The sequence below is a fragment of the Agrobacterium sp. lyk4-40-TYG-31 genome (genome assembly GCF_030209855.1).
Classification (GTDB): Bacteria; Pseudomonadota; Alphaproteobacteria; order Rhizobiales; family Rhizobiaceae; genus Agrobacterium; species Agrobacterium vaccinii.
On the sequence record NZ_JARVRE010000003.1, the window covers coordinates 277,224 to 298,320 of the forward strand.

Annotated in this window: 19 protein-coding genes; 9 read left to right on the forward strand and 10 right to left on the reverse strand. The window is 59.2% G+C overall.

The window, feature by feature from the left end; translation table 11 throughout:
- Position 1: 1 nt before the first annotated feature.
- The 8 genes from QRN55_RS04455 to QRN55_RS04490 all read right to left on the reverse strand — a co-directional run bounded on the left by QRN55_RS04455 (position 2) and on the right by QRN55_RS04490 (position 9,629).
- Positions 2-871 (reverse strand): ABC transporter permease, encoded by an 870-nt coding sequence (locus tag QRN55_RS04455; protein WP_284775169.1) that lies wholly within the window; start codon positions 869-871, stop codon positions 2-4.
- Entirely contained in the window at positions 868-1,818 is a 951-nt protein-coding gene (locus QRN55_RS04460; protein ID WP_284775171.1) for an ABC transporter permease, read from the reverse strand. The genes QRN55_RS04455 and QRN55_RS04460 overlap by 4 nt, the downstream gene beginning before the upstream one ends.
- Positions 1,819-1,926: 108 nt before the next feature.
- Entirely contained in the window at positions 1,927-3,246 is a 1,320-nt protein-coding gene (locus QRN55_RS04465; RefSeq protein ID WP_284775173.1) for an MFS transporter, read from the reverse strand.
- Between the two features lie 125 nt (positions 3,247-3,371).
- Positions 3,372-4,919, reverse strand: a complete 1,548-nt coding sequence (locus tag QRN55_RS04470; RefSeq protein WP_284775176.1) for an indolepyruvate oxidoreductase subunit beta family protein — start codon at positions 4,917-4,919, stop codon at positions 3,372-3,374.
- Between the two features lie 10 nt (positions 4,920-4,929).
- On the reverse strand, positions 4,930-7,083 hold the full coding sequence (locus QRN55_RS04475) for a ferredoxin family protein (RefSeq protein WP_045229185.1): 2,154 nt from the start codon (positions 7,081-7,083) through the stop codon (positions 4,930-4,932).
- 244 nt (positions 7,084-7,327) lie between these two features.
- Positions 7,328-7,834, reverse strand: a complete 507-nt coding sequence (locus QRN55_RS04480) for a flavin reductase (protein WP_284775178.1) — start codon at positions 7,832-7,834, stop codon at positions 7,328-7,330.
- Complete coding sequence (locus QRN55_RS04485; RefSeq protein ID WP_284775180.1) at positions 7,831-8,925, reverse strand: LLM class flavin-dependent oxidoreductase; 1,095 nt, start codon at positions 8,923-8,925, stop codon at positions 7,831-7,833. The genes QRN55_RS04480 and QRN55_RS04485 overlap by 4 nt, the downstream gene beginning before the upstream one ends.
- The gene (locus QRN55_RS04490) at positions 8,922-9,629 is read right to left on the reverse strand and encodes a GntR family transcriptional regulator (RefSeq protein ID WP_284775182.1); all 708 of its coding nucleotides are present in this window, start codon (positions 9,627-9,629) and stop codon (positions 8,922-8,924) included. Before QRN55_RS04490 ends, QRN55_RS04485 begins: the two co-directional genes overlap by 4 nt.
- A 180-nt stretch (positions 9,630-9,809) precedes the next feature.
- Here QRN55_RS04490 and QRN55_RS04495 point away from each other — a divergent pair, with 180 nt between their 5' ends.
- Positions 9,810-10,565: an HpcH/HpaI aldolase family protein gene (locus QRN55_RS04495; protein ID WP_284775184.1), complete on the forward strand. Its 756-nt coding sequence runs from the start codon at positions 9,810-9,812 to the stop codon at positions 10,563-10,565.
- Here QRN55_RS04495 and QRN55_RS04500 read toward each other — a convergent pair.
- The gene (locus tag QRN55_RS04500; RefSeq protein ID WP_284775187.1) at positions 10,562-11,275 is read right to left on the reverse strand and encodes a hypothetical protein; all 714 of its coding nucleotides are present in this window, start codon (positions 11,273-11,275) and stop codon (positions 10,562-10,564) included. The genes QRN55_RS04495 and QRN55_RS04500 overlap by 4 nt on opposite strands.
- 279 nt (positions 11,276-11,554) lie before the next feature.
- On the opposite strand from QRN55_RS04500, the gene QRN55_RS04505 reads away from it, so the two are divergent.
- Positions 11,555-12,352 (forward strand): ABC transporter substrate-binding protein, encoded by a 798-nt coding sequence (locus tag QRN55_RS04505; protein WP_284775454.1) that lies wholly within the window; start codon positions 11,555-11,557, stop codon positions 12,350-12,352.
- A gap of 150 nt (positions 12,353-12,502) precedes the next feature.
- Positions 12,503-13,177 (forward strand): amino acid ABC transporter permease, encoded by a 675-nt coding sequence (locus QRN55_RS04510; RefSeq protein WP_284775456.1) that lies wholly within the window; start codon positions 12,503-12,505, stop codon positions 13,175-13,177.
- A gap of 10 nt (positions 13,178-13,187) precedes the next feature.
- On the opposite strand, the gene QRN55_RS04515 is transcribed toward QRN55_RS04510, so the two are convergent.
- The gene (locus QRN55_RS04515; RefSeq protein WP_284775188.1) at positions 13,188-13,955 is read right to left on the reverse strand and encodes an IclR family transcriptional regulator; all 768 of its coding nucleotides are present in this window, start codon (positions 13,953-13,955) and stop codon (positions 13,188-13,190) included.
- Positions 13,956-14,073: 118 nt separating this feature from the next.
- Between QRN55_RS04515 and QRN55_RS04520 the strand changes: the two genes are divergently transcribed.
- From QRN55_RS04520 to argE, 6 genes are all read left to right on the forward strand, one after another.
- Complete coding sequence (locus QRN55_RS04520) at positions 14,074-15,669, forward strand: ABC transporter substrate-binding protein (protein WP_284775190.1); 1,596 nt, start codon at positions 14,074-14,076, stop codon at positions 15,667-15,669.
- Between the two features lie 103 nt (positions 15,670-15,772).
- Positions 15,773-16,750: an ABC transporter permease gene (locus QRN55_RS04525; RefSeq protein WP_284775192.1), complete on the forward strand. Its 978-nt coding sequence runs from the start codon at positions 15,773-15,775 to the stop codon at positions 16,748-16,750.
- A 3-nt stretch (positions 16,751-16,753) separates the two neighbouring features.
- On the forward strand, positions 16,754-17,677 hold the full coding sequence (locus tag QRN55_RS04530; RefSeq protein WP_284775194.1) for an ABC transporter permease: 924 nt from the start codon (positions 16,754-16,756) through the stop codon (positions 17,675-17,677).
- Between the two features lie 20 nt (positions 17,678-17,697).
- Positions 17,698-18,669, forward strand: coding sequence for an ABC transporter ATP-binding protein (locus QRN55_RS04535; RefSeq protein ID WP_502871294.1), 972 nt, complete (start codon positions 17,698-17,700; stop codon positions 18,667-18,669).
- A 3-nt stretch (positions 18,670-18,672) separates the two neighbouring features.
- Entirely contained in the window at positions 18,673-19,695 is a 1,023-nt protein-coding gene (locus QRN55_RS04540; RefSeq protein ID WP_284775196.1) for an ABC transporter ATP-binding protein, read from the forward strand.
- Between the two features lie 242 nt (positions 19,696-19,937).
- Positions 19,938-21,095: an acetylornithine deacetylase gene (gene argE, locus QRN55_RS04545; RefSeq protein ID WP_284775198.1), complete on the forward strand. Its 1,158-nt coding sequence runs from the start codon at positions 19,938-19,940 to the stop codon at positions 21,093-21,095.
- The last annotated feature ends 2 nt before the right edge of the window (positions 21,096-21,097 follow it).

Consider the following 21,097-nt stretch of genomic DNA (forward strand, 5'->3'; position numbering starts at 1 on the left):
ATCAGCCCTTCACATCCAGAGCGTCCTGCAAGCCATCACCCAACAGGTTGAAGCCCAGAACGGTGAGGAAGATTGCAAGTCCCGGCCAGATGGCGATCCATGGCGCAATCGAAAGCGATGCGCTGGCCGAGTTCAGCATCGAACCCCAGCTGGCATCCGGCGGCTGTTGACCGAGACCCAGAAACGCAAGCGCTGCTTCCGCAATGATGGCTGTCGCAATGGCCAGCGTCGACTGAACGACGAGCTGCGGCGTGATGTTGATGAACACGTGCCGGATGAGAATAGCAACGTGGCCGGTGCCGATGGCATGGGCCGCCTCGATATATTCCTCCACCTTCACGGCCATGGTCTGGCCGCGCGCAATACGGGCAAAGACGGGTGCGGTGGAGACGCCGATGGCAATCATCGCATTGGTCAGGCTCGGCCCGAGAAAAGCGGCCATCGCGATGGCGAGAATGAGGAAGGGGATCGCCAGGAACGCGTCAATGATGCGCATGATGACGGTGTCGAGCGGACCACCGAAATAACCCGCAAGCATTCCGACGGGAACGCCGATGACAAAGGCGATGGCGACTGAGACCACACCGGCCAACAGCGAGGCGCGCGCGCCCCAGATGACACGGGACATCACGTCGCGACCGATTTCATCCGTTCCGAACCAGTGCAGCCATGTCGGCGCCTTGCGGATGGCCGACCAGCTGGATGCATTCGGCTCATAGGGTGCGATAAGGGGGGCGGCGATGGCCATGATGCCAAAGAGAAGCACGATGATCGCGCCGATCAACGCCAGCCGGTGCGCCATGAAACGGCGCAGCACGCGGGACTCGATCAGACGACGGCGAGGTGGTTTGGCGACAGCAACATTCGTCATAGCGAGCGGCTCCTCAGCTTGGGGTTGGCCCAGAAGTACAAGATGTCGGCCAGCAGGTTCAGCATCACGAAGGTGAAGCCCGACAACAGCGTGACCGCCTGTACCGCCGCATATTCACGGTTGAACACCGCATCCACGACCATCTTGCCGAGGCCGGGGATGGAGAAGACCTGCTCGGTCAACACGGCACCGGCCATCAGCGCGCCGAATTGCAGCGTCGCCAGCGTGATGATGGGCACGAGCGCATTTCGAAAGCCGTGCTTGGTGATGACCTTGCGTTCGGTCAGGCCCTTGGCGCGCGCCGTGCGAATGTAATCATGCTGCATGACGGTTAGCATCGCACCGCGTGTGTGGCGCATCATCGCCGCTGCAAGGGCAGCGCCCAACACCGTGGCGGGAAGGATGATGGATTTGAGGCCCCTGATCGGGTCTTCGAATGGGCTAACGTAACCGCCTGCTGGCAACCAGCCCAGCTTGACCGCGAAGATGAGGATCAGCATGATGCCGAGCCAGAAATTCGGTATTGATATGCCCGTCAGCGAAACCACCGTTACCGCATGGTCCCAGCCCTTGCCGCGCCAGATGGCCGCCATGATTCCGGCAGGAATGCCGATTAGCAACGAGATGAGAAGGGCCGCCGTCGCCAGCGTCAGCGTCACTGGGATCTTGTCGAGCAGCATTGGGCCGATCTCATCGCGGGTGCGATAGGATATGCCGAAATCGCCTTGGATAGCCGCCGCACTCCAGCGCAGATATTGCACCGGCAACGGATCATCCAGCCCCTGTTCCTGGCGGATCTGCGCGACCACTTCGGGCGACGCTTCGCCACCGGCAATCACCAGCGCCACATCGCCAGGAAGCAGCATCTGCAAACTGAAGACGAGGACGGAAATGATGAACATCGTCGGTATGGCGACTGACAGTCTCAAAAGAAGAAAACGGATCATCCGCCCAACTCCTCACATGTCGCATCGTGCGAGACAATGCATCGTGGCTGGCAAACATTTGTCATAAACATGCCCGCTCCCCTGTTACTTTGATGTTTGAGCAATTTTTCATCGGTCCGAATTCGTTTTGCCGACAGGAATGAGCAGCGTGGCAATGGCTGCCAGCGCGGAGACGCCTGCGAAAATGTAGAAATTCCATTCGGGTGCGGCGTTCGTGCTGGCGATGAAGCCGCCCAGCAACGGGCCGGTCAGAGCCCCGATGCGCGAAAAGCTCAGCGCAAAACCCGTACCGGCAGAGCGTATCGTCGCGTCCAGACGCTGCGCCAGAAAGCCGGTCAGAATGAGTGAGGCCGACACGGTGCCGAAACCGGCAATCGCCACGAAGACGTAGTTGATAAGCAACGAGCCCTTGAAGGCCAGAGCGGCAATGCCGAAGGCACCGAGAAGGTACGAAAGGGCAACCACCAATCGGGTACCGAAACGGTCGGCCCATGTTCCGAGCACGATACCACCAACGGCGGAGCTGAGGCTGAAGACCGCCAGGAACAACAGGCTGTCGCCAAGGTCATAGCCGTTCTTGCGCATTATCTGCGGCAGCCACTGGGCAAGCCCGTAAACGAGAAGAAGCCCCATAAACAGCGCGGCCCAGAAGCAGATGGTCTCAAAGGCTTTGTCAGGCGCAAAGATTTGCCGCAAAACCGCGGTCCAGCTTCGGTCCGTCGGCGTCTGTTTGGTGGTGAAAGCGATGGGAACGCCCATCTTCCGCGCTGTCTTTTCCGCCGCAGCGCGCTTGCCGCGCAGCACCAGAGACTCGACAGATTCAGGCAGGAAAACCATGAAGAACGGCACGACGAGAACGGGGAGCGCGCCGACCAGAACGATGGTGCGCCAGCCATGCTCTGCCAGAAATGCCCGTGAACAGAGAGCCGCAGCCAAAATGCCCATGGAATAGCCTGAGTACATCAGGCCGTAATTGAAGCTTTTGCTCTTCTTGGGCGAATACTCGACCGTCAGCGCCGCCGCAACGGGAATGATGCCTCCGAGGCCGAGACCCGCCACGAAACGGCTGACGGCAAAAAAGGTCGGTGTCGGCGCATAGGCTGTCGCCACCATGCATAGGGCAAAGAGCGTGAGGCAGCCGATGAAGACGGGCTTGCGACCATAGAGTTCGCTGATCGTGCCAGCGAAGATACCGCCAATCAGCATGCCAATGACGGTGTAGCTTCCCATCGCCCCCAGTTGCAGCGGCGTCAACTGCCAGACCGGATCGGTGGAGAGGGCGGGAAGAATGGCACCCAGCACACCCACATCGTAACCTTCTGCAAAAATTGCAAACCAGCAAAGTGCGACGACAAGCAGGCTCTTGGAGCGCGAAACTTCCTTTGTCGCGCTATAATCAGGCGGTATGGCAGTTGTGATTTTGTCCATCAGAACGTTCCCCTGCGAGGATTTTTCCTTCGCTCTTATTGTTCGTCATGTCCGAATAAGACCGCTCCGATTCCCGTGGTGGAGCGGCCATTGGTTAGCGCCTTTCCCCAGGCGCCACCGAATATTTACAGCGTCGAAACCGTCTTCAGCGCGCCGTCCAGCGCAATGCCCTGCTCATCCAGAAGGGCGGCCTGTCGCAGACGGCGCATCCATGCGGCACCATCGTCGCGGTGCTCCAGAGATGGCAGAGACGACATGACCCGGTCGAACTTCGAAAGGCCGCGGGCGTGGGTATCGGAATAGCCCTTGACCAGACGCCTGTTGTTCAGCACTTCCACGGCAAGATCGTAGTTGCGCGATACCAGCGAGGCGGCTGTGCCGAGCCATGCGTCGCGGTGTTCGATTTCGCGGAAGTGGCGCAACGTGCTGCGGCGCATGCGGCGGAGCGCGGAGATGAGATAAAGCGAGAGGAACCAGAACATCGTTCCCGTCTGCACACGGCGGCCCTTGTTGATGAGGCGATCGAAGAAGGCAAACACCTTCGGCCTGCCCTCAATCCAGAGGCCCAGCCCCTTGGGCAAGGTGCCACAGACTTCTTCCATGCGCGGATGCATATATTCCGTCATGTAGAGAAGCTGGTCCGGCTTGACGCCCACTTCCTTGCGCACGCGATCGAAACGCGTGCCGCGTGTTTTCAGGTCTGCGACGCGGATGATATCGTCATAGGCCATGGAGATGGCGACATATTTGGCGGCCTGCACCGTAAACGCATAGCCCTTCTCTTCGCCGTCATTCGTCCGGTCAAGCGCATGAAGCTTGGCAACGCGGTCGAGATATTCTCCCGCATAGGCCGGGTCCTGAAATTCCGTCAGCTTCTTCACGCCTGCGAAAAGCAGGGGCCATGCGGCCTCTGGGAATTCGGCGCGCATGCGGTGGACCAGACGATCGAGTTCCGGGTGGCCAGCCGTTTCCGGCATGGTGTCGAAACGCTTGTGCGGCGAGGCGCTGACCTCATCACGCGGCTTGGCCTTGGCGCGGTCATAGGATGCGTTGAAGGCACGAAGACTTGCCTCCACACCTTTGCCGCCGCCACGGATGGTTGCTTCGAAAGCTTCCTTGGCAAACGGCAGAACGTCTGCTGCAGCCAGGGCACCGAACATGGACGACGAGATGACGCTGCCGTTTTTCAGCGCCAGCGTGTCCATGTCGAAAGCGATGGTGCGCTTGGCGGCGAAATCGGTGGCGCCCACCACGACCGTCGGATCGCCGATGCCATCGCCGGGCTTTTCCTTCTCGCCGACGGCAAAGGAACGGTGCGTGGACGCAATAAGCGTTGTGCGCTCAGGCGTGACCAGACCGCGCAGCACCGAGCGTCCGGCTTCCATCAGTTCGGAAGCCAGCACCACATCGACATCACCCGGCGTCGGCATTAGCGAGAAGATGGGCGAGACGCCGTCACGCGCAGGCAGCATCTCGATATAATAGATGGTTGCGCCCGTGCGCTGGGCAACGCCCGGCACGGATGTCGATTGCGCCATCCAGCCCTGCGCTTCGGCTAGGCCGACGATCCAGTCTGCCAGCACGCCGCCGCCCTGTCCGCCCATGGCCATGATGGCCAGCGTCAAGGGCTTGTCGGAGGCGAGCGTCGTCTTGAGGTTTACCGTTTCGTTCATGGGTCCACCCTCAATCTGCAAATACGATGCGGCTGGACGCGCGGCGGGCCTGAAGCCAGCCGATGACCGAAGCGCGCATTTTTGCGACAAACTTGTCCCAACCGGTGGGGTTGTGGATGATATCGGCGCGGTAGAAGGACGGACAGAGAACCGCAGCTTCGGAAACCTCGCCGCAATTGCCGCAGCCGACACAGGAATTGTCGATGGCTGCGACCGGATCATCCTTCAAAGGATCATCCGTATGCTTGACTGAAAGCGATGGACAACCGGAAAGACGGATGCAGGCGTGATCGCCCGTGCAGACATCCTCGTCCACGCCGAATCGTTCCTTCACCATGCGCTTGCCGTCTTTGACAGCCTTGGCGAATTGCGGCTTGATGCGGCGCTGCTTGTTCAGCATGCATTCGGAGGAGGCGACGATGATTTTCGGGCCTTTTTCCTTCGATGTCAGCGCTTCCTTCAACGTGTCGCGCATTTTGGCGACATCATAGGTGCGGTCGATCTGACGCACCCATGTCGCGCCAATGCCCTTGACGGCATTGACGATGGAGTTGTTGGTCTTGCGGTTCGGATTGGTGGCGCGCGACGACAGAATGTCCTGCCCGCCTGTCGCTGCCGAATAGAAGTTATCGACAACGAGAATGACGCCATCCTGCTTGTTGAACACGGCATTGCCGACCGATGTCGCAAGGCCATTGTGCCAGAAGCCACCGTCGCCCATCACCGAAATCGAGCGCTTGTCGGACTCGACATTGAAGGCCGAGGCCGAGGCGGGGCCAAGGCCATAGCCCATTGTCGTGCCGCCGATATTGAAGGGCGGGAGGATCGAGAAGAGGTGGCAGCCGATATCCGCCGAGACGTGATGCTCGCCGAGTTCCTTTTCCACCAGTTTCATGGCCGCAAAGATTGGCCTTTCAGGACAGCCCGTGCAGAAACCGGCAGGACGGGCAGGCACGACTTCGGCCAGCGCCTTGACTTTGGGGTCGTTGAGCACATCCGATGGGTCCGGCACCGGCGGCTGGTTTCCAAGCAGCAGACGGTCATAGGTTTCGATGAAGGCCTTCAGGCCGTTCATCATCACGGGCGCGGTATATTCGCCGCCCAGCGACAGCATGTCCTTGCCGTGCAGTTTCGTCTGGATATCGCGACGGCGAAGCAGCGTGTTCAGCGTCTGCTCGATATATTCAGGCGCACCTTCCTCGACGATGATGACGGCCTTCTTGCCGGCGCAGAACTCGACAACCTCGTCATCGATGGTCGGATAGGCAACGTTCATCACGTAGAGCGGCACGGCGGAATTGCCGTAGACATCGGCCAGGCCCAGTTGCTGCAAGCCGCGCATGACGCCGTTGTACATGCCACCCAGCAGGATGATGCCGATGTCACCCTCTTCAGGACCGAAGAACTCGTTAAGCTTACGCTCCTTGATGAAATTGACGGCGGCAGGCCAGCGGCGCTCCAGCTTGTCCTTCTCATGCGCGAAGTTGGCGGGTGGCAGGACGATGCGGTTGACGTCCCTGACCGGATTTTCCAACGCCTGCCGCAACGTATATTCCGGACGCTTGTTGTCCTTGGCGATGAACTGGCCGTGGACGTGACAGGCGCGAATGCGGACCTGCAACATGACAGGCGTGTTGGACGCTTCAGACAGCTGGAAGCCATCTTCCACCGACTGCACGATGGATGGCAGATTGGGGCGCGGATCGAGAAGCCACATCTGGGATTTCATCGCAAAAGCGTGGCTGCGCTCCTGCATGATGGAGGAGCCTTCGCCGAAATCTTCGCCGAGAATGATGAGGGCACCACCGGTGACGCCGCCGGAAGACAGGTTCGACAGGGCATCGGATGCCACATTCGTTCCAGCCGTCGATTTCCAGGTCACAGCACCGCGCACCGGATACATGACGGAGGCAGACAGCATAGCAGCCGCCGCAGCCTCGGATGCCGAGGTTTCGAAATGAATGCCGAGATCTTCCATGACGTCCTTGGCGTCAGCCAAAACGTCCATTAGGTGGGAAATGGGCGAGCCTTGGTAGCCGCCGACATAGGACACGCCGGATTGAAGCAATGCCTTCGTGATCGCCAGAATACCCTCGCCCCGGAAGATTTCACCTTCCCCGAGCTTGAGATCCTCAACTTCACGCGCGAATGACCGTTCTGCCATGGTCTTCCCCTTTTATGTCACGCATTTATATGCATTTATGTCACGCATTTATATGCATATTCATAAGTTGAAGCTTATAGCATTGTCAAATGAGAACGTTGAAATGGGCCGAAATCATATCAAAAAAACTGCGAAATTGCTGCTTTAAAATGCATCTGCATGAAAATTATTGGCGCGACGCTTAACGGCTGAGCATACAAAAATGCGGGTAATGGCAGCGCGTGTTTCAGCGCCATCAGAGGCATCAGCCGACCGCGTGATATCGGCGGCGGAAATAAACCAGAGCGTTTTCTCCTGATCCTTGTACGAGTTCGATGATACGGCAAAACAAGACCTGATGCGTGCCGCTCTCGACCATCGTTTCGATTTCGCAATCGAAGGACAAAAGTGCCCCCTCCAATCGTGGCGACCCGGTTATCCCCGGTGACCAAGCACCGTCCAGAAACCGCTCTTCCTGCGATGTCGAGCCGCCGAAACGCCGCGACAAAGCTTCCTGGCTATGGCTCAGCGTGTTGACGCAGAGCACGCGATTTGTCTCGAACATATGCGCTACGGAACTGGACCAGTTGAGGCAGACAAGCAGCGTGGGCGGTTGATCTGTCACGCTACAAACGGCGGATGCCGTGAACCCGGCCCTGCCGCCGGGACCGTCGGTGGTGACGATGTTGACGGCAGCGGCCAGTTGCGACATGCCCTCGCGAAAGGCAAGCCGCAGAGCCTCGACCTCATCCGGTGCGGCGTGCGTGTTCATTCGACCCGCAGCCCGGCCTGCTTCAACAGCGGCATCACGCGGTCGCAGAAGAATGGTAACTCGTAAGTGTAATTGACGAAGGACAGGGCGATGCCGGAATAGCCCTGCTGCGAAATCGCGATCATGTCCTCGACGATCTTTTCCGGCGTGCCGACAAGCGGATATCCACCCGCGCCGCCTGCAAACCGCTTGCGGTAACGTTCATAGCTTTCCTTGTCGTGGGACTGGGAGAACTCCTTCTTTCCGGCCATATGGGCATCAACGGCCTCATGGTCGGCAAGGGTTACGGCGTAGCGTTCGTAATAATCTTCCGCCTCCTGCTGGGTTTCGCGGCACACCACGTGGCAGACGGTATAGGCCCCGACATCACGACCCTGCGCATCTGCCCGCGTGCGGATGTCCTCGACGTGCTTCCCGGCTTCTTCAATCTCGGTGAAGGTCGTGAAGAGATATTCGCAGTTTTTCGCGGCAAAATCCCGGCCCGGCCCACCGAAGGCGGCATTCATCGTTACGGGTCGTGGCGATTGCAGGCTGGCGGGGCGGCTGACCACGTCTTTCAGTTTGTAGTAGCTGCCATCATAATCGAAGGGCGCTTGCGCACCGTAGGCCTGCTCGACGATCTCCAGCCATTCCGCAGCCTGATCGTAACCCTTCTCGACCAGCGGCACGCCGAACATGCCGAATTCCTTCGGGTTCCAGCCGCAGACGATATTGAGACCTGCACGACCGCCACTGATGTGATCAACCGTTGCCAGCGACTTTGCTGCATAAAGCGGATGCACCAGGGGAACATGCACCGTCATGAAGAGTGCAATCCGCTCCGTAACGGCAGCAAGCCCCGCCGCCCAGGTAAAGGTTTCGTAAGACCATTCCCGCACCCGGTTCTTGCCCCCAAAGCCTTTCCAGCGGGCGATCGGCAGCAGAAAATCTAATCCGCCGCGATCGGCGATCTGGGCGGCGTTCAGATTGTCCTGCCACCGGGCCTGCCAGCGTTCCGGCACATCGGTGATGGCAAGACCGCCATCGGCATTGGGCGAGAAGACACCGAGCTTCAGCTTGCTCGGACCTTTCAAGGGGTGAGGCTTGATCATGACGTTCCCTTTTTGATGGTTTTGCGGCGCGCGCCGCGCCCTGTTTTGGCCTGTTCCAACTGGCGGCGGCGAATGGTGAGAAAGGCTTCTTCCGCCGCAAACATGTAAATCGTCATATATTCCGCGATCACAACGGAATCGCGCGCGACGAAGGCCGCATGAATGCGCGACAGGCCATCGATATAGTGCTTGACCATGTCCGCATCCGCAAAACTATCGAGCCGGACCGACTGGAAGTAGTTGATGAAGCGCGCGACGGTCTCGGCCAGATGCCGGTTGCGAACGGCCTTCAGCCACGCGTTGCGAAAATCGACATTGGCATCCAACAACACCGGCATATTGTTGTCCGCCAGCGCAGACTTGATCCGGCCCATGGCCTCCATCAGTTCCGCCTCGATTTCCGGCGTCATGTCACGCGCAGCATTTGCCGCAGCCCGTGGCTCCAACTGCCGACGCAGTTCGAAAAGGCCGGAAATATCCTCCAGCGAAAGCTCTCGCAGGGCAAAACCGCGTGTCGTGCCAACCAGATAACCCTCGGCCACCAGCCGCAGCAGTGCCTCACGCGCAGGAACACGCGAAACGCCATAACGGGCCGCAATCGCAGTATCGACCAGCCGGTCGGACGGCAAAATCGCGCTGCGTTGCAACTGCAAGCGCAGGTCCGTGTAAATGGCATCAACGATATTGTCGTTCGACTTTTGCATCGTAAACTCCTGCAAAAATCGTATACGGATTTGCGCTTATTTCAAGGATAAAATAATTATGAGGTGATTTAACATCGATTATCGTATACCGTTTACACGCTTGCAGGCGATATGATTGAGACTTAAACTAATCAAAACACTGCATTACGGCAGACAAAACCCCCGTTCCCAGAGGTCTTTATGAGCGATTTTCGAAAAGCATGTCTTGGACAAAAGCGGTTGATCGGCACATTCGCTGCCATCCCGCATCCGGTCGCCATCGAGGTCGTGGCCGCCGCTGGCCCTGATTTCATCTGCATCGATGCGGAGCATTCGCAGATCGGGCGGGAATTGATCGAAAACCTGATCCGCGCCTCCGATGTTCACCATGTGCCCGCCTTGGTGCGCGTGCCGGGCCATGCGCCGGAATCGATTGCCGGTGTGCTGGATGCGGGTGCCGCAGGCGTTCTGGTGCCACGTGTCTCGACCGCTGCCCATGCAAAAGCCGCCGTTGCCGCCACCCGCTATCCACCTGTTGGTGAGCGCGGCGTCGGGCCCGGACGTGCCGCCGGTTACGGCTATCGCATTCCCGATTATCTGAAGAGCGCCAATGAAAGCCTCGTCCTGGCCATCCAGATCGAAACCGCAGAAGGTCTCGCCAATGTCGAGGAGATCGTCGCCGTCGAAGGCATCGACGTGATCTTCATCGGCCCCGGCGATCTCTCCGTTTCGATCAATGCACTCGGCCCCGAAGGAGCGGCAAAGCTCGAGGCGGCCATACTGACAATCACGCAAGCCGCTATCAAGGCCGGAAAAACGGTCGGAATTTTCCGCCCCTCGGCAGATGACGTGACCAAGTGGTCGCAGGCAGGCATCAGCTTCTATCTGCTGGCCAGCGATACGATGTTTCTGGGTGCAAGCGTTGCCGCTGGCGTCACCGCTGCGCGAGACGCTTAAGCGTCTTTCGGCACGACGATCTTCGTCGCCATCGGAAAATGCGAATTGCCACCTTCGAATGGCGGGAAGGTCTTGAAGTCTTCCCGCATGGCAATGCGCGCCGGGGACTGGAGTGCCGCCGTGAGTGCGGCCTGACTGTCGAACATCACGCGGTTTCGCTGCATGTGATGGGCCCGCTCCCAGGGTAGGAACCCGGTCCAGTCCACGCGAGACAGGATTTCGATGCCACGAATGCCGGGAAACTGGCGCATGACCTGCGGATGGTGAGCGATGTAGTGGTGCATCCAGATGTTCAGATCCTGCGCCGGGCCGGGATAATGCACGACGTAGGAACAAGGGTTGCCGTTTTTCGCGATGTCGAGCGTCGCGTCATCGACCGGAAAATGCCGGACATACATGGCCTGCTGCGTTGCCTTGGTACCCTGGATGCTCGACAGCACGCCGGGATCGGCCAACGCTTGCAGATGTCCTGATGGTGCCATGGCATCTTCGAGCGCGGACAACTCATCAAAGTAAAGCTGCATGCCGAAAACCGGCGTTTCTTCCTGCGGATTGAACAGGTCCTGCGCCGTCTCTGGCGTGTAGAGGTTTGCAGACGTCAGCCCCGGCGTCAGCGCGATGATCTCCGCCACCGCCTCGATATCGACCTTGCTCGCTACGAGCTGGCTGTCCTGCGTATTCTCGAAAAAAGCGAGGTAGGCGAAACGCATGGGGAGGCTCCAATGTCAGGAAAGATAGTGTAGATTACGATCCGCGAATGGACGGCAATCAAAGGCGTCAGATCGTTCAGACGCAAAACATGTCACACCCGCTTGGCAGTGCGCAACCTATTTTAAGCTTAAATCTTTACACTTGAATCCCGCTGAATTTTGCCTCACCATTCCAGACGATCCCTGCGAAGAGCGATCACCGAGGACCATAAAAATGAATATTCGATCCGGCCCGGAAACGCTGCTGGTTACGAAAACAGAGGGAACTGATTCATGACCATATCCGTCTTCCGCCGCGCTTTCATGGGTATTGCGGTCACTGCCGCCGTCTCTGTTGCAAGTGTAGGCCTTGCATCTGCGGCCGCACTCGTGGCGGGTGCGTACCCCAGCAATCCGCCGTTCGAATACAAGAATGCCAGCGGCACCTTCGAAGGCTTCGAGGTCGATATCGCAGCCGAAGTCGCAAAGCGCCTCGATATGACGCTCGAGGTGTCCGATTTCGGGTTTCAGGCGCTGTTTGCCGCCACCGCCTCTCGGCGCATCGATGTGGCGATATCATCGATCACCATCACCAAGGAACGTCTGGGCAGCCAGTCTTTCACACAGCCCTATTATGATGCCGATATGGGCATCGCCACCCGCAAGGAAAGCAAGATTGCCACTCCCGAGGACTTGAAGGGCGCCGTGGTCGGCGTTCTGGCGGGCTCCACCGGCGATAAGTGGGCGAAGGATAACAAGGAAAAATACGGTATCAGTGATATCAAGAGCTACAATGCTCAACAGGATATGCTGATGGATATGTCCGCTGGCCGCGCGGACGCTGCCGTCAGTGACATTCCCGGCATGGAATACGCCTTCCTCAAGATGAAGGATCTTGCTGTCAAGGTTCGCATCAAGACCGGCGAGCAATATGGGCTGATGATGGCCAAGAACCATCCGCTGCTGGGCAAGGCCAATGATGCGATTACCGCTATGAAGAAGGACGGCACGCTTGCCGCCATTCACAAGAAGTGGTTCGGTAGCGAGCCTGCTGCCGGTTCGGCCGCTGCCGTCGAAATGCCCATACCGCAGCCTTGAGCCGCCCCATCATCGATGCCGATCATGATCGGCATCGTGCCGACGTCAATCGTACCATGACGGCTGCCTGACGGTGATCGGGCGCCCATTCCCATGTCTTGACCTCACGCGACAGCGCCTCGGGGTGGCATGTTTCAGAGGCTTACGGATATGACCATCCTCGACACCTTCTTCAACGCCGAAATCCTGGGCAGCGCGTTTCCGGCACTGCTGCGGGGTCTGCTCAACACGTTTCTGCTTGGCATTGCAGGCATCGGCCTTGGCATACCGGCAGGGTTGATCATCGGGCTTCTGCGGCTCTATGGGCCAAAGCCGGTGCGCTATCTGGCGGTGTTCTATATCGACATATTCCGCGCAGCACCGATGCTGGTCGTGCTGATGCTGATCTACTTCGCTTTGCCATTCATCGGCATTCGCATGTCATCCTGGACCTGCGCGATCCTCGCTTTCGCATTGGTGATGGCAGCCTATATGGCCGAGGTGTTCCGCTCCGGCATCGAAGGCATTCCCTCCGGGCAGTTCGAGGCCGCTGCCGCGCTCGGTCTGCCGTTTCTGGTCACCTTGCGCAAAGTCATCCTGCCCCAGGCGGTGCGTGTCGTCATTCCGCCAGCGACGAACAATTGCGTGTCGATGTTCAAGGATACCTCACTGGCCTCGACCGTGGCGCTGGCGGAACTGATGAAGGAAGGGCTGGATGCCCAGGCGCTTTACGCCAACCCGACGCCGCTCATCGGGGCGGCACTGATCTACATCGCGTTTCTGTGGCCGATGGTGCGGCTGGTCGGCATGCTGGAAAAGAAATTCAGCCGGGAAAAGGTGCGGTAAGCATCCCTTGCTAGAACGTCGGGTTCTCCAGCAGCGCGCAATGGCGGCTGAGTTCCGCTGCCGCCGCCGTCGTTGCAGAAATATAGTCAGCCTCACGCTTGTCGATATCTTGCAATGCCACCACAAGGCAGATCGACGCGATGCAGCGCCCCTGCCGGTCGCGAACGGGTGCCGTGACGCAGGCGACATAGGGGTCGACCAGCGCGCGTGTGACCCAATAACCCTGCGCGCGCGCAAGCTCGACCTCCCGGTGAAGCTGGGCGGGTGACGAGACGGTGCCGGTCAGCGAGGTAAAATCCTCTGCCGGGATAGAACGCTCGAGGTCGGCTGCGCTGTAACCATCCAGCAAAAAGCGGGCGGCGGCGGTGGATGGCAGCGGGAAACGAGAGCCTTCGACGGCGGTACGATATCCATGGCCGCGACCGGAAATGGATATCATAATCAACTGCTTCCAATCGTGCAGCAGATCGAGTTCGCAGACTTCGCGGGTGCTTTGGGCAAGGTTTCGGATCACCTCTTTCGCCTGACGGGCCAGCGGTGCGCTGCGGTCATAGACCTGACCGAGGAGTCCGCACTGCCTGCCCGGCACGATCAAACCGTCCGGCTCCGTCTGGTCCAGAAATCCGCGCTCCATCAACGTATCGATGATGCTGTAAACCGTGGATCGCGGTGCGCCGAGCATGGCTGCTATGGCATTGCGCGTGGCCGGCTGCTGCTGCGCCGCCACCAGTTCCAGCACGTCCAGCAGCCGATCTGTCCCCCGCGCCCTCACATGCATTTGCACATATCTCCCTGTTGACATCGCAGAAATTATAACCCTAAACTATCTTATAGGGATCATATGTCCACTACAAGAGACATAAAAGAATTCCGTCAATCAATAAAGGGAACAGACAATGCACGCTTCAGCGAAACTGCCCTATTCATCATTACGACGCTTTGCCGCCGCTCTCGCGCTCTCGGCACTTGTGCCTGCCGCCAACGTGTGGGCCGAAGACCTCAATCTCGCCTACAGCTCGTCGGCGACATCCATGGACCCGCAATTCCACAATGCGAGCCAGAACATTGCCGTCTCGCGCAACATGTTCGAAACCTTGACCCAGATGGACCCCGACAGCCGGATCATACCCAATCTGGCCGAATCCTGGACGAAGATCGATGATCTCACCTGGGAATTCAAACTGCGCCCCGCCAAGTTTCAGGATGGCAGCGATTTCACCGCCGAAGACGTCGCCTGGTCTCTTCAGCGCCCCAACACGATTGAAAACAGCCCGTCCAGCTTCGCGATCTACACACGCGCCATCACCAAGACAGAGGTCGTGGACCCGCACACCATTCGCCTGATCACCAAGACGCCTTATCCCTTGCTGCCCGCCGACCTCACCTCGGTGTTCATCGTCAGCAAAAAGGCAAGCGAAGGTATTACCAGCGAGAAATTCGCGACGCCTGAGCATATGATCGGCACCGGGCCATACAAGTTCGTGAAATACACACCTGACGACCGCGTCGTCATGACCCGCTTCGATGACTACTGGGGTGGCAAGCCAGCCTGGGACAACGTCACCATCCGCTTCATGCCCAACGATGGCAGCCGCATGACGGCTCTGCTGTCTGGCGATGTCAACGCTATCGAAAACGTGCCCACACCTGATATCGAAAAGGTCAAAGCCAATCCCGATCTGGTCTACAGTGCCAAGAAGACGCACCGTCTGGTATTCCTCTTCCTAGACAGCGGTCGTGACAGCTCGCCGGGCGTAAAGGCTGCGGATGGTTCCGCTATTGCCAAGAACCCGCTCACCGATGTGCGCGTGCGCAAAGCCATCAACATGGCCATCGACCGCAAGGCGATCAGCGACCGCCTCATGATGGGCCTTGCCTATCCGACCAACAATCTCTCCACCGATCAGATGCTGGGCTTTGATCCTGCATTGGAGAATGTACCCTTCGACCAAGCCGCCGCGAAAAAGCTTCTGGCCGATGCCGATTATCCCGATGGTTTCCGCCTGACGCTCGGCACGCCGAACAACCGCCTTCTGAACGATGAGCGCGTGGCACAGGCCATCGCGCAGATGCTCACACGTATCGGCATTCGCACGGATGTCGATGCCGTTCCCTTCTCTGCCATCAACACCAAGGGCAACAAGGGCGAGTTCTCAGCCGTCATGATGGGCTGGGGTGTTCAAACTGCCGAGGCTTCCTCCGGTATCCGCATGATGGTGGCGTGTCCCGATAAGGCCCGCGGCTGGGGTGTGGTGAACTGGAGCCATTATTGCAATCCGGCACTCACCGAACAGCTTGTGGCCCTGACATCTGAAATGGACGACGCCAAGCGCAACGATATGCTGAAGGCAGCAGTCCATACCGTCAATGACGACATGCCAATCGTGCCGCTCTATTTCCAGGGCATGACCTGGGCGGCCAAGAAGGGCATCAAGATCATCCCGCGCATGGATGAACGCACCTCGGCGCTGAGCTTCGAGCCTGCACAATAAAGCTGTATCACGGCGGATCGGCCTCACGCCGGTTCGCCCTCCCCAAATATAATCACGCGGTGCGCCACAGCGCCCTGCGTCAGCTATTTCGGTGGTCGAACAGATGGTAGCCTATCTCATACGCAGGTTGGGACAATCCTGCCTGGTGCTTTTCACCATGGCGGTTCTCGTCTTTCTCGCGGTCTTCGCTCTCGGCAGTCCGGTGGACATGCTGGCCAGCCCCGATGCGGATCAGGCCGAGCGCGCAGCCCTTGCCGCCCGCTTCGGCCTCGACCAGCCCTTGCCGGTGCAATTCGTCAGCTTCATCACCAATGCTCTGCATGGTGACCTCGGGTCCTCCTTCGTCTACGGCAAATCGGCGCTGTCGGTAATCGGGGAACGGTTGCCCGCGACATTGGAGCTTGCCGTTCTGGCACTCACCTTCTCGGTTCTCATCGGCGTTCCCCTCGGCGTCATCGCCGGCTTGCGGCCAAAATCGATTGCGGCGCGCGCCATCATGTCCACCTCGATCTTCGGCTTTTCCCTGCCGAATTTCTGGATCGGCCTGATGATGATCCTGTTCTTCTCGGTCTATCTGGGCTGGCTACCCGCAGGCGGGCGCGGCCCCACCACCACCGTACTTGGAATGCAGCTGTCGATCTTCACCTGGGAAGGCATTCGTCACCTCATCCTGCCATCGCTCACACTTGCGCTCTACAAGGCGTCGCTGGTCGTCAGACTGTGTGAGGCGGGAACCCGCGAAGTTGTGACGCAGGAATATATCCGCTTTGCCCGCGCCAAGGGCCTTGGCCGCTTCCGCATCATTCGGTTGCATCTGTTGAAGAACATGATGATTCCGGTCGTCACCATCCTCGGCATGGAATTCGGCGCGATGATCGCCTTTACCGTCGTCATCGAAACGGTCTTTGCCTTCCCCGGCATGGGCAAACTGCTGATTGAATCGATCAACCGGCTCGATAGGCCCGTTGTCGTCGCCTACCTCATGGTCACCACGGTGATCTTCGTCGTCATCAATTTCATCGTCGATATGCTGTATGTCGCGCTCGATCCGCGCGTCCGGCTCGGCGGGACAAGCGAGTAAGCCATGAGCAACATAGACGCCACCACGCCACCTCTTCCGGCAACCACCTCCAAGGGCGAAAAGCTGCTTCTGCGGCAATTGCGCGATCTGGTTTCCAGCACGGAAGCCGTGATCGGACTGACCATTCTTCTGATCCTCGCCTTCGTCGCGATCTTCGCACCGCTGATCGCGCCGCAGAACCCTTACGACCTGATGCAACTCGACATCATGGACAACATGCTGCCACCGGGCTCGACGCTTGGAACCGGCTTGACCGCATGGCTCGGCACCGATGATCAGGGCCGCGACATGCTCTCGGCCATCATGTATGGCATGCGCGTTTCCTTGGGCGTCGGCATTGCTTCGGTGGTGATTGCCAGCATCATCGGGGCGCTGGTTGGAGTCCTCTCGGCCTATATCGGCGGGCGTTTCGATGCGCTGGTGATGCGCATCGTCGATTTGCAGCTTTCCTTTCCCTCGATCCTGATTGCACTCGTGCTTCTGACGGTCTTTGGACGCGGTCTCGACAAGGTCATTCTGTCCCTCGTCTTCGTTCAATGGGCCTATTATGCCAGAACGGTGCGCGGTTCGGCGCTGGTCGAAAAGAACAAGGATTACATTGCCGCTGCCCGCTGTCTTGAGATTTCGCAGTGGCGCATCCTCGTGCGGCACATGCTGCCGAACTGCATTCCGCCGCTCATCGTCGTTTCAACGGTTCAGGTGGCCCATGCCATCACACTGGAATCGACGCTGTCCTTCCTCGGCGTCGGCGTTCCCGTCACCCAGCCATCGCTCGGCATGCTGATCGCCTCCGGCTATGACTTCCTGCTGTCAGGCAATTACTGGGTCTCGACCTATCCCGGCGTCGCACTCGTCCTCATCGTCGTCGCCATCAATCTGGTCGGTGATCGCCTGCGGGCCGTGCTTAACCCGAGGTTCGTCCAATGATGCAGGTACAAACGAAAATGATCACACCTGCTCTTTCGGTTGAAAATCTCAGCGTCACCTTCCACACCCGCAAGGGCGTGGTAACAGCGGTCAATGACGTCAGCTTTCACGTCAATCCCGGCGAGGTGCTGGGGGTGGTGGGCGAATCCGGTTCCGGCAAATCCGTGACGGGTTTGGCCACGATGGGACTGATCGATGAGCCCGGCAAGATTTCCGCCGGTCGGGTGATCCTTGAAGGTCGCAGCATTGCCGATATCAGCGATAGTGCCATGCGCAACCTGCGCGGCAACCGCATCGCCATGATCTTTCAGGACCCGATCTCGACGCTCAACCCGGTGCTGCGTATCGACACGCAGATTATCGAAGCAATCGATGCCCATGAGAAGGTTTCCAGGTCCGCCGCCCGCGCGCGTGCCATCGAAGCCTTGAAAGCCGTCGGCATTCCCTCGCCGGAATCGCGACTGGAGGCCTATCCGCACCAGTTTTCCGGCGGCATGCGCCAGCGTGTGGCCATTGCCATTGCGCTGTTGCATCGTCCCGCGGTGCTGATTGCCGATGAGCCAACGACGGCGCTCGATGTCACCATTCAGGCCCAGATTCTGGGTGAGGTGCAGCGGCTGGCGGCTGAAAACGGGACTGCACTGGTGTGGATCACGCATGACCTTTCGGTCGTGGCCGGTCTCGCAGACCGCATCGCCGTCATGTATGCCGGTCGCATCGTGGAAACGGGGACAGTGGCCGAGGTGCTGACCGCGCCGCGCCACCACTATACCGCTGGCCTCATCGCATCGGTGCCCAGTCAGAACAAGCGCGGCCAACCGCTGGCGCAAATTCCGGGCTCGACACCCAGCCTTGGCAATATGCCCACAGGTTGCGCCTTCCATCCGCGCTGTTCGGCCCGCACGGAGATCTGCACGACGACACTTCCTCCCGTCGTCACCGATCCCTCCGGCCGCTTTGCACGCTGCCACCATCCGCGACAGGAGGCTTGAGACATGCAGCCCATCCTTAAACTCGACGCCGTCTCGCGCCAGTTTCGCGGCACGCCGGATTTTGCCCAGCGCATCGTCGATTTCGTCACCCGCAAGAATTCCGAACAGGTCGTTCGCGCCGTCGATGGCATCAATCTCGATGTCCGTCCCGGCGAAATCGTCGGCCTCGTGGGCGAATCCGGCTGTGGCAAATCCACGCTCGCCCGCATCATCTCGGGCATTCTGGCTCCGTCTCAGGGCAAAATCCTGCTGGAGGGCCGCGACTTTGCGACCATGTCTGAAGCAGAGCGGCGCAAGGCAAGCCTTTCCGTCCAGATGGTGTTTCAGGACGCCACCGCATCGCTCAATCCACGCAAGCGGGTGATGGAAACGATTGGCGAGGCGGCAGTCTTCCATGGCATCATCCGCGGCAGCGAAATGACGACTTACGTCAGCGACATCATGAAGCGCGTGGGTCTGGACCCCGCCAGCCGCGATCTCTATCCGCACCAGTTTTCCGGTGGCCAGCGGGCGCGCATCGGCATCGCGCGGGCGCTGGCCGTCAAGCCGCGCATTCTCGTCTGCGACGAGTCGACCGCTGCACTCGACGTGTCCATTCAGGCGCAGATCCTCAACCTCTTCGTCGAGTTGAAGAAGGATCTGGATCTTACCTATATCTTCGTCAGCCACGATCTCGGCATGATCGAAAACTTCTGCGACCGCATCGCCGTCATGTATTTGGGCCGCATCGTGGAGCTTGCGGAAACCGAAACGCTGTTCGCCAATCCGCACCACCCCTATACGCGCGCGCTGTTGAAGGAAATTCCGACGCTCGAGCCGAAGAAGCGGGTTTTCACAGCGATCAAGGGCGAGATGCCGTCTCCGCTCAACCCGCCATTGGGATGCCATTTCCATCCCCGCTGCGTAATCGCGCGGCCTCTTTGCTCGAATGACAGCCCGGCGCTGCGGCAGACCGATACCAATCGGTTTGCGGCCTGCCATTTCGCTGAGGATTTCAAGGCGGAGGGATTGTCTGATGCGGTCTGATGGGCATGTGACTATGAATGTTGGAGCGTGGGATACCCCCCTCTGCCCTGCCGGGCATCTCCCCCTCAAGGGGGGAGATCGGCAAGACGCACCGACATCACCCATTTATCGACCTACGAGATGGCCGACAGGCTGCCGCGAGTCGATCTCCCCCCTTGTGGGGGAGATGTCCGGCAGGACAGAGGGGAGTGAGCGGCACATCAAAACGCTCAATCGCGTAAGTTTTTCGGGGAGACAAGTCCGTGTCCATCTCCACTGACGTCACCCGCCACCTCGCAGACCTCGTCGCGTTCCCAACCGTCAGCGCCGTCTCCAATCTCACCCTGCTGGATCACCTGGAAACCGCCGTTGCGCCCTTCGGCGCAAGGCTACGGCGCTTTCCCAATGCGGAAGGTGACAAGGCAAACCTGCTGGTCTCGATTGGCCCGGACGCCCCCGGCGGCATCGTCTTCAGCGGCCACACCGACGTCGTTCCCGTGGCTGGCCAAGCCTGGAGCGGGGATCCTTGGGTCTTGCGCCAGAACGGTTCGCGAGTCATCGGACGAGGCGCGACGGATATGAAAGGCTTTCTCGCCTGCTGCCTGACTGCCTTGCCCACAATCGCTGCGCGACCCTTGAAACGCCCTGTTCATCTCGCCTTTTCCTACGATGAGGAAGTGGGCTGCACCGGCGTGGGCTCCATGGCCGAGTGGATCGGCAAAAGCGGGCTTGCGCCACAAATGGCTATCATCGGTGAAGCCACAGCCATGGATGTCGTTTCGGCACACAAGGGCGGCCTCATCGGCTGGGCGCGCTTGCGCGGCAAACCTGGGCACTCCTCGCAGCCGGATCGCTACGTCAATGCGGTGATGGCCGCCGCCGAACTGATTTCCGAGATCAACAGAATCCGCGCGGATATGCGCAGCGGGCCGCAATTCGAGGGCCTCGATCCACCCTATTCCACCATTCAGGTCAACCAGATCAAAGGTGGGCTGCATGGCAATATCGTGGCCGAGACTTGCGATTTCTTCTGGGAGATGCGGATCATTCCGGGTGAGGATGACTACGCAGTTCTCGATCGCATCAAACGTTACGCATCCGATGTTATCGAACCCGCCATGAAAGCGGTGGACCCCGATTGCGGCATCAGCATCGAGGTTCAGGCCCGTATACCCGGCCTCAAACCCGAAGCTGAAACGTTGACACGCAAGGTGCTCGATCTTCTTGATAAGCCATCACCACGCTACGTCTCCTATGGCACGGAGGCCGGTATCTTCCAGCTGGCAAACACACCGTCCTTCGTCGTCGGTCCGGGCGATATTGCCGATGCCCACCAGCCGGATGAAAGCATCGAAATCTCTGAACTGGAACGCTGCGTCGCCTTTCTCGACCGCCTCGGCGAAAGCTGCTGCCATGCGTGAAC

Coding starts and splice junctions, on each gene's coding strand:
- QRN55_RS04455 (WP_284775169.1), bottom strand. CDS start 871: ATGACGAATGTTGCTGTCGCCAAACCACCTCGCCGTCGTCTGATCGAG.
- QRN55_RS04460 (WP_284775171.1), bottom strand. CDS start 1,818: ATGATCCGTTTTCTTCTTTTGAGACTGTCAGTCGCCATACCGACGATG.
- QRN55_RS04465 (WP_284775173.1), bottom strand. CDS start 3,246: ATGGACAAAATCACAACTGCCATACCGCCTGATTATAGCGCGACAAAG.
- QRN55_RS04470 (WP_284775176.1), bottom strand. CDS start 4,919: ATGAACGAAACGGTAAACCTCAAGACGACGCTCGCCTCCGACAAGCCC.
- QRN55_RS04475 (WP_045229185.1), bottom strand. CDS start 7,083: ATGGCAGAACGGTCATTCGCGCGTGAAGTTGAGGATCTCAAGCTCGGG.
- QRN55_RS04480 (WP_284775178.1), bottom strand. CDS start 7,834: ATGAACACGCACGCCGCACCGGATGAGGTCGAGGCTCTGCGGCTTGCC.
- QRN55_RS04485 (WP_284775180.1), bottom strand. CDS start 8,925: ATGATCAAGCCTCACCCCTTGAAAGGTCCGAGCAAGCTGAAGCTCGGT.
- QRN55_RS04490 (WP_284775182.1), bottom strand. CDS start 9,629: ATGCAAAAGTCGAACGACAATATCGTTGATGCCATTTACACGGACCTG.
- QRN55_RS04495 (WP_284775184.1), top strand. CDS start 9,810: ATGAGCGATTTTCGAAAAGCATGTCTTGGACAAAAGCGGTTGATCGGC.
- QRN55_RS04500 (WP_284775187.1), bottom strand. CDS start 11,275: ATGCGTTTCGCCTACCTCGCTTTTTTCGAGAATACGCAGGACAGCCAG.
- QRN55_RS04510 (WP_284775456.1), top strand. CDS start 12,503: ATGACCATCCTCGACACCTTCTTCAACGCCGAAATCCTGGGCAGCGCG.
- QRN55_RS04515 (WP_284775188.1), bottom strand. CDS start 13,955: ATGCATGTGAGGGCGCGGGGGACAGATCGGCTGCTGGACGTGCTGGAA.
- QRN55_RS04520 (WP_284775190.1), top strand. CDS start 14,074: ATGCACGCTTCAGCGAAACTGCCCTATTCATCATTACGACGCTTTGCC.
- QRN55_RS04525 (WP_284775192.1), top strand. CDS start 15,773: ATGGTAGCCTATCTCATACGCAGGTTGGGACAATCCTGCCTGGTGCTT.
- QRN55_RS04530 (WP_284775194.1), top strand. CDS start 16,754: ATGAGCAACATAGACGCCACCACGCCACCTCTTCCGGCAACCACCTCC.
- QRN55_RS04540 (WP_284775196.1), top strand. CDS start 18,673: ATGCAGCCCATCCTTAAACTCGACGCCGTCTCGCGCCAGTTTCGCGGC.